Source organism: Dyella sp., assembly GCF_036384435.1.
In the GTDB taxonomy this organism is placed as follows: Bacteria; Pseudomonadota; Gammaproteobacteria; order Xanthomonadales; family Rhodanobacteraceae; genus GSA-30.
Genome location: NZ_DASVMI010000046.1, coordinates 1 through 1517 on the forward strand (window position 1 = coordinate 1; position 1517 = coordinate 1517).

At 59.7% G+C, this 1517-nt stretch carries 1 protein-coding gene; it reads left to right on the forward strand.

Going from position 1 to position 1517, the window contains the following annotated elements:
• Positions 1–326 precede the first annotated feature (326 nt).
• The coding region (gene kbl / locus VF436_RS04380; RefSeq protein WP_330902768.1) for a glycine C-acetyltransferase at positions 327–1517 on the forward strand (1191 nt) is incomplete at its 3' end.

Genomic DNA, 1517 nt, shown 5'->3' on the forward strand with positions numbered 1-1517 from the left:
CCGATAACCGCGTGTTCGTTACTGCGCCTAAACTTGACGCAAAGGGCATTGACGATGGAGGAAAAACCACACGCGTGGATTTCGGGTTGCACTGATGCGTACTGACCGTGCTCATATCAGGCAAGCCTTTTGTAGCCTGCAGGGGCACTCGCCAGTTCGCCGTGAAAGGTGCGAGCAAGAACCCCAAAGACTCGCACGGCCGATAAATCCAGCAACCGCAAGGCGAGTGGACTCAAAAGCCGCTGATCCTCTGGCGGTACAGGCTAGGCAAGTCGACGCCCAAGGGCTCAAACTATCCCTTTCCCACGCCGCATGAGCCTTTTCCCATGAACTACCCCGGCCAGGATCGTTACGCCAACGAACTCCAGTCCATCCGCGAGCAGGGCCTGTTCAAGGCCGAACGCGTCATCGTCTCTCCACAATCGGCGCAGATTCGCCTCGACAGCGGCAAGCAGGTACTCAACTTCTGCGCCAACAACTACCTGGGCCTTGCCGATCACCCGCAAGTGATCCAGGCAGCCAAGGACGCGCTCGATACACACGGCTTCGGCATGGCCTCCGTGCGTTTCATCTGCGGCACACAAGATTTGCACAAGGAACTGGAGCGCAAGATCGCCGAGTTCTTCGGTACCGAAGACACCATTCTCTACGCGGCCTGCTTCGATGCCAATGGCGGCCTCTTCGAGCCACTGTTGGGCGAGGAAGATGCCATCATTTCCGACGCACTCAACCACGCCTCGATCATCGACGGCATCCGTCTATGCAAGGCCAAGCGGTTTCGCTATGCCAATTGCGACATGGCTGACCTCGAGCAACAGCTGCAGGCCGCGGATGCAGCGGGCGCGCGCACCAAGCTGATCACCTCCGACGGCGCGTTCTCGATGGATGGATTCATAGCTCCCCTGGACAAGATCACCGCCCTGGCTCGGCAGTACAACGCCCTGGTGCATATCGACGAATGTCACTGCACCGGCTTTCTCGGCGACACCGGCCGTGGTTCGGCCGAGGTCAATGGGGTCATGGACAAGATCGACATATTCACCGGCACCCTGGGCAAGGCCCTGGGCGGCGCGCTGGGCGGTTTCACTACCGGTCGTGCCGAGGTCATTGAAATGTTACGCCAGCGCTCACGCCCGTACCTTTTCTCCAACTCGCTGCCGCCGCATGTCGTTGCCGCGGCCATCAAGGTGTTCGACATGCTGTCTTCGGCTGGCGATCTGCGCGAACGTGTCAAAGAGAACACCCGTTATTTCCGCGAGCAGATGACCCAGGCCGGCTTCGATATCAAGCCTGGCGTGCACCCGATCGTGCCAGTGATGGTCTATGACGCCAAGAAGGCCCAGGCCATGGCGACTGAACTGCTGGAAGAAGGCATCTATGTCACGGGTTTCTTCTACCCGGTAGTGCCACAGGGCCAGGCGCGTATCCGCACACAGATGAGCGCAGCACACACACGTGAGCACCTGGACCAGGCGATCGCCGCGTTTACCAAAGTCGGGCGCAAGCTTGGGGTGATC